This is a genomic window from Streptomyces sp. NPDC055078 (assembly GCF_053607985.1).
Window position 1 is genome coordinate 1 of sequence record NZ_JBSGUP010000531.1, and the last position, 5,783, is coordinate 5,783.

Here is a 5,783-nt window from a genome sequence, read left to right on the forward strand (position 1 = left end):
GGGGCCCAGCTCAGGGCCCCGGGGCCCCCGGGCTACCCGTCCGCCGGATGCGGCGCCAGCAGCGGAAGCTGCGAGGACAGCCGCGTCTCGCACAGGGACACCAGCACGTCGTACGCCGCCTTCCCCATCAGCTCCGTCAGCTCCGGCCGGTACGTCACATACACCGGATCCCCCGCCCCGTGCGCCGAGGTCGCCGATGTGCACCACCAGTGGAGGTCATGGCCACCCGGCCCCCACCCCCGCCGGTCGTACTCCCCGATCGAGACCTGGAGCACCTTGGTGTCGTCCGGCCGCTCGATCCAGTCGTACGTCCGCCGCACCGGCAGCTGCCAGCAGACATCCGGCTTGGTCTCCAGCGGCTCACGCCCCTCCCGCAGCGCGAGGATGTGCAGTGAGCAGCCGGCGCCCCCGGCGAACCCAGGACGGTTCTGGAAGACGCACGAACCCTCCCAGCGGCGCGTCTGGCGCTCTCCGTCGTCGTCGGTGGCCACCCAGCCGGACTCCGTGCCCACATCGTGGAACTGCCAGAGGTCCGGTGTGAGCCGCGCTACATGTTCCGCGACCCGCTTCTCGTCGTCGTCATCGGAGAAGTGCGCGCCCAGAGTGCAGCAGCCGTCGTCCGCGCGGCCCGCCTGGATGCCCTGGCAGCCGGAGCCGAAAACACAGCTCCAGCGCGAGGTCAGCCAGGTCAGATCACATCGGAAGACCTGCTCGTCGTCGGCGGGGTCGGGGAACTCCACCCATGCGCGGGGGAAGTCCAGACCCTTCTCGTCCTCGGTAAGGCTCTTTGAGATGGGGGGCTGGGCTTTGCCCGGCTTCGCCTTTTTCGTCTTTGGCACACCGCCAGGGTATGTCCGCGACCGCAGTAGCGTTCGTTCCATGAGACTCGGAGTCCTCGACGTCGGTTCGAACACGGTGCACCTGCTGTTGGTGGACGCGCACCCGGGCGCCCGTCCGCTGCCCGCCCACTCGCACAAGGCGGAGCTGAGGCTCGCCGAACTGCTCGACGCCCAGGGCGCCATCGGCCCGGCGGGTGTCGACCGGCTGGTTCAGACGGTCCACCGGGCGGTACGGGCCGCCGAGGACCAGGGCTGCGAAGAAGTGCTGAGTTTCGCGACCTCGGCGGTCCGGGGAGCCACCAACGCCGACCAGGTGCTCGACCGGATCAGGGCCGAGACGGGCGTACACCTCGAAGTCCTCGCGGGCGAGGAGGAGGCCCGGCTCACCTTCCTCGCCGCCCGCCGCTGGTTCGGCTGGTCCGCCGGCAAACTGCTGGTGATCGACATCGGCGGCGGCTCCCTGGAGATCGCGTACGGGATCGACGAGGAACCGGACGCCGCGGTCTCCCTGCCGCTCGGCGCGGGCCGGCTGACCGGTGCGCTGCCGGGCGACCCGCCCACCCCGGAGGCCGTACGCGAGCTGCGCCGCCATGTCCGGGCCGAGATCGCCCGTACGGTCGGTGAATTCAGCCGGTTCGGGAAGCCCGACCACATCGTGGCGACCTCCAAGACGTTCAAGCAGCTCGCCCGGATCGCCGGGGCCGCGCGGGACGCCGAAGGGCTGTACGTACAGCGTGAGCTGAGTCATAGGGCGCTGCGGCAGTGGGTGCCGAAGCTGGCCGCGATGACGGTCGAGCAGCGCGCCGAACTCCCCGGGGTCTCGGCGGGCCGGGCCCGGCAACTGCTGGCGGGAGCCCTGGTCGCGGAGGGCGCGATGGAGCTGTTCGGCGCGCAGGAGCTGGAGATCTGTCCCTGGGCGCTGCGCGAGGGCGTGATCCTGCGCCGTCTCGACCATCTGCCGGTCGGGTAGGCCCGGTCGGCCGGCATCTGCCGGTCGGATAGGCCCCGGTCGGATAGGCCCGGTCGGCCGGTGGTGCCTCGTCCGGTGGTGGCCTGTCCGGCAGCGCACCTGCCGGTCGGCCGAAGCACGGCTCACACGGCCCGGCACGGGCCCGTACCCTGTGTCCCGTGGCAGATCCAGTGGTGCGTATCCCGGCGGCGAAGGTTGTCCTGTCGACGGCCTCCGTCTACCCGGAGTCGACGGCGACGGCCTTCGAGATCGCCGCGCGCCTGGGGTACGACGGAGTCGAGGTCATGGTCTGGACGGACCCCGTCAGCCAGGACGTCGAGGCGCTGCGCAGGCTCTCCGACTACCACCGGGTGCCGGTGCACGCCATCCACGCGCCCTGTCTGCTGATCACCCAGCGGGTGTGGTCCACCGACCCGTGGACCAAGCTTCAGCGCGCCCAGGCGGCGGCCGAGAAGCTGGGCGCGTCCACCGTCGTCGTCCATCCGCCGTTCCGCTGGCAGCGGCAGTACGCGCGGGACTTCGTCAGCGGCATCTGGCGGATGGCGGACGAGACGGATGTCCGTTTCGCGGTGGAGAACATGTACCCGTGGCGCTACCGGGACCGCGAGATGCTCGCGTACGCCCCTGAGTGGGACGTCACCAAGGACGACTACCGCCACTTCACCATCGACCTCTCGCACACCTCCACCGCCCGGATCGACACCATGGCGATGATCGACCGCATGGGCGACCGGCTCGGCCATGTGCACCTCGCCGACGGCAAGGGTTCGGCGAAGGACGAGCATCTGGTCCCCGGCCGGGGAGACCAGCCGTGCGCCGAACTCCTGGAGCGCCTCGCGCACAGCGGTTACGAAGGCCATGTGGTCGTCGAGGTCAACACCCGCCGGGCGATGTCCGCGGCCGAACGGGAGGCCGACCTCGCCGAGGCCCTCGCCTTCACCCGGCTCCATCTGGCCACCGCCCGCCGGACCGGGCCGGCCGAGCAGGCCCGGCGGACCCGGCAGTCCAGGCCCTCGGGGGCCCGGGGAGCGCGCAGCTCATGACGGACGGCACGACCCCGCCCCCGCCCCCGCCCCGGCGGCGCGGACGCCCGGCCCGGACGCCGGGGGCCGGGGGCTCCGGCGCCAGGGAACGCATCCTGGACGCGGCCCGTACGGAGTTCGCCGAGCGGGGCTACGACAAGACGACCATGCGCGGCATCGCCCGCGCGGCGGGCGTGGACGCGGCGCTGGTCCATCACTACTTCGGTACGAAGGACGAGGTCTTCGCCGCCGCCGTCGAGCTGTCCTTCGAACCTGTCCTGGTCCTGCCGGTGATCCTCGGACAGGGCACGGACGGCATCGGCGAGCGCCTCGCCCGCTACTTCATCGGCGTGTGGGAGAACCCGGTGTCCCGGGCCCCGCTGCTGGCGATCGTCCGTTCCGCGCTCACCCACGAAGCGGCGGCGAAGGTGCTGCGGAGCTTCGTCCTGCGGCGGCTGCTGGAGCGGATCGCGGTGGAGCTGGACGTGCCTGACCCGAAGTTCCGCGCGGAGCTGGCGGCCTCGCAGATGGTCGGGATCGCGATCCTGCGCTATGTGATCCAGGTGGAGCCGCTGGCGTCGGCGGAGCCGGAGGAGATCGTGGCGATGGTGGCGCCGACGCTCCAGCGCTATCTGACGGAGTCCTGAACCGGCGGGGTCCTGGTCTGCCTGGGGCCAGGTCCGGCCGGGGTCAGGTCCGGCCGGGCCAGGGCTGCCCGGGGCTGGGTCAGGTCCGGCGCGGGTCCTGTTCGGCCTGGTCGGCCGGATCCCGTTTGACCGAATCCTGGGCTTCCGTCCCGTATCCCGGACGCCGAGTCCAGATCTTGGTCGCCGGGCGTACGCTTTCCCTACCGAACGTCTACCGAGGAGCGAGCGACGATGCCCGAGCTGAGGTCCCGCACAGTCACCCACGGCCGCAACATGGCGGGCGCACGAGCCCTGATGCGCGCGTCGGGCGTAGCCAGCGCGGACATCGGCAAGCCGATCATCGCCGTCGCCAACTCCTTCACCGAGTTCGTCCCCGGCCACACCCACCTCCAGCCGGTCGGCCGGATCGTCAGCGAGGCCATCAAGGCGGCGGGAGCCGTCCCGCGTGAGTTCAACACCATCGCGGTCGACGACGGCATCGCCATGGGCCACGGCGGAATGCTCTACTCCCTGCCCTCGCGCGATCTGATCGCCGACAGCGTCGAGTACATGGTCGAGGCGCACTGCGCCGACGCCCTGATCTGCATCTCCAACTGCGACAAGATCACCCCGGGCATGCTGAACGCCGCCCTGCGCCTCAACATCCCCACCGTTTTCGTCTCCGGTGGCCCGATGGAGGCCGGACAGACCACCCTGGTCGACGGCACCGTCCGCAAGCTCGACCTGGTCAACGCGATCGCCGACGCGGTCGACGAGAGCATCTCGGACGAGGACATCCTCCGTATCGAGGAGAACGCCTGCCCGACCTGCGGTTCCTGTTCCGGCATGTTCACGGCCAACTCCATGAACTGTCTGACCGAGGCCATCGGCCTCTCCCTGCCGGGCAACGGCTCGGTCCTCGCCACCCACACCGCCCGCCGCGCGCTGTACGAGAACGCGGGCCGTACGGTGGTCGAGATCACCAAGCGGTACTACGAGAACGACGACGACACCGTCCTGCCGCGCAACATCGCCACCCGCGCGGCCTTCGAGAACGCCATGGCGCTCGACATCTCCATGGGCGGCTCCACCAACACCATCCTCCATCTGCTGGCCGCCGCGCAGGAGGCCGAACTGGACTACGGCCTGAGCGACATGGACGCCGTCTCGCGCCGGGTGCCCTGTCTGGCCAAGGTCGCCCCGAACGTCGCCCCCGGGGGCACGTACTACATGGAGGACGTCCACCGGGCCGGCGGCATCCCCGCGCTCCTGGGCGAGCTGTACCGCGCCGGCCTCCTCAACGAGGACGTGCACACCGTCCACTCCCCGTCGATCAAGCAGTGGCTGGAGACCTGGGACGTCCGCGGCGGCTCCCCGTCGCCCGAGGCGCTCGAACTGTGGCACGCGGCCCCCGGCTGCAAGCGCTCCGCCGAGGCGTTCTCCCAGTCCGAGCGCTGGGAATCCCTCGACACGGACGCGGCGGGCGGCTGCATCCGGGACGCGGCCCACGCCTACAGCAAGGACGGCGGCCTCGCCGTCCTCAAGGGCAACCTCGCGGTCGACGGCTGCGTCGTGAAGACCGCGGGCGTCGACGAGTCGATCTGGACCTTCGAGGGCCCGGCCGTCGTCTGCGAGTCCCAGGACGAGGCCGTCGACAAGATCCTCCGCAAGGAGATCAAGGAGGGTGACGTCGTCGTCATCCGCTACGAGGGCCCCAAGGGCGGCCCGGGTATGCAGGAGATGCTCTATCCCACCTCCTTCCTCAAGGGCCGCGGCCTCGGCAAGTCCTGCGCGCTGGTCACCGACGGCCGCTTCTCCGGTGGGACCTCGGGCCTGTCCATCGGCCACGCCTCCCCCGAGGCGGCCTCCGGCGGCACCATCGCGCTGGTCCAGGACGGCGACCGCATCCGCATCGACATCCCCAACCGCACCATCGAGCTTCTGGTCCCCGACGCCGAACTCACCGCCCGCCGCGAGGCACTCGGCGGTGTCTACGCCCCCAAGAACCGCGACCGCAAGGTCTCGGCCGCCCTCCGCGCCTACGCCGCCATGGCCACCAGCGCCGACAAGGGCGCGGTCCGCGACATCTCCCGCCTCCAGCCCTGACAACGCGCACCCGGCTCCGGCCCGGTGTGCTCGGTGCGGTGGTGTGGTGCGGGGTCCTGGGCGGTCCGGGGTTGGGGCCGGTGTTCTGGTGTCGGGGTCTTGGGCTGGGCCCGGGGCGGTTCGGGGTTGGGGCCGGGGTCCGCTCCGGGGTCACGTCGGGACTGCACGATTAAAGGGGCCTGTAGGGGGCTTTGGGGGGGTAGGGCGGATCAGAGCCCAA

General features: G+C 71.1%; 5 protein-coding genes. 4 read left to right on the top strand and 1 reads right to left on the bottom strand.

Going from position 1 to position 5,783, the window contains the following annotated elements:
* Nucleotides 1–32 precede the first annotated feature (32 nt).
* The gene (locus ACWF94_RS31220) at nucleotides 33–839 is read right to left on the bottom strand and encodes a hypothetical protein (protein ID WP_453496014.1); all 807 of its coding nucleotides are present in this window, start codon (nucleotides 837–839) and stop codon (nucleotides 33–35) included.
* A 40-nt stretch (nucleotides 840–879) separates the two neighbouring features.
* Between ACWF94_RS31220 and ACWF94_RS31225 the strand changes: the two genes are divergently transcribed.
* From ACWF94_RS31225 to ilvD, 4 genes are all read left to right on the top strand, one after another.
* On the top strand, nucleotides 880–1,809 hold the full coding sequence (locus ACWF94_RS31225; RefSeq protein ID WP_453496017.1) for a Ppx/GppA phosphatase family protein: 930 nt from the start codon (nucleotides 880–882) through the stop codon (nucleotides 1,807–1,809).
* Between the two features lie 158 nt (nucleotides 1,810–1,967).
* On the top strand, nucleotides 1,968–2,852 hold the full coding sequence (locus tag ACWF94_RS31230) for a sugar phosphate isomerase/epimerase family protein (protein WP_453496020.1): 885 nt from the start codon (nucleotides 1,968–1,970) through the stop codon (nucleotides 2,850–2,852).
* Nucleotides 2,849–3,478, top strand: coding sequence for a TetR/AcrR family transcriptional regulator (locus ACWF94_RS31235; RefSeq protein WP_453496023.1), 630 nt, complete (start codon nucleotides 2,849–2,851; stop codon nucleotides 3,476–3,478). The genes ACWF94_RS31230 and ACWF94_RS31235 overlap by 4 nt, the downstream gene beginning before the upstream one ends.
* Nucleotides 3,479–3,709: 231 nt before the next feature.
* Nucleotides 3,710–5,563 carry a dihydroxy-acid dehydratase gene (ilvD, locus tag ACWF94_RS31240; RefSeq protein ID WP_453496026.1) on the top strand — a complete coding sequence of 618 codons (1,854 nt, stop codon included), beginning with the start codon at nucleotides 3,710–3,712 and terminating at the stop codon, nucleotides 5,561–5,563.
* The last annotated feature ends 220 nt before the right edge of the window (nucleotides 5,564–5,783 follow it).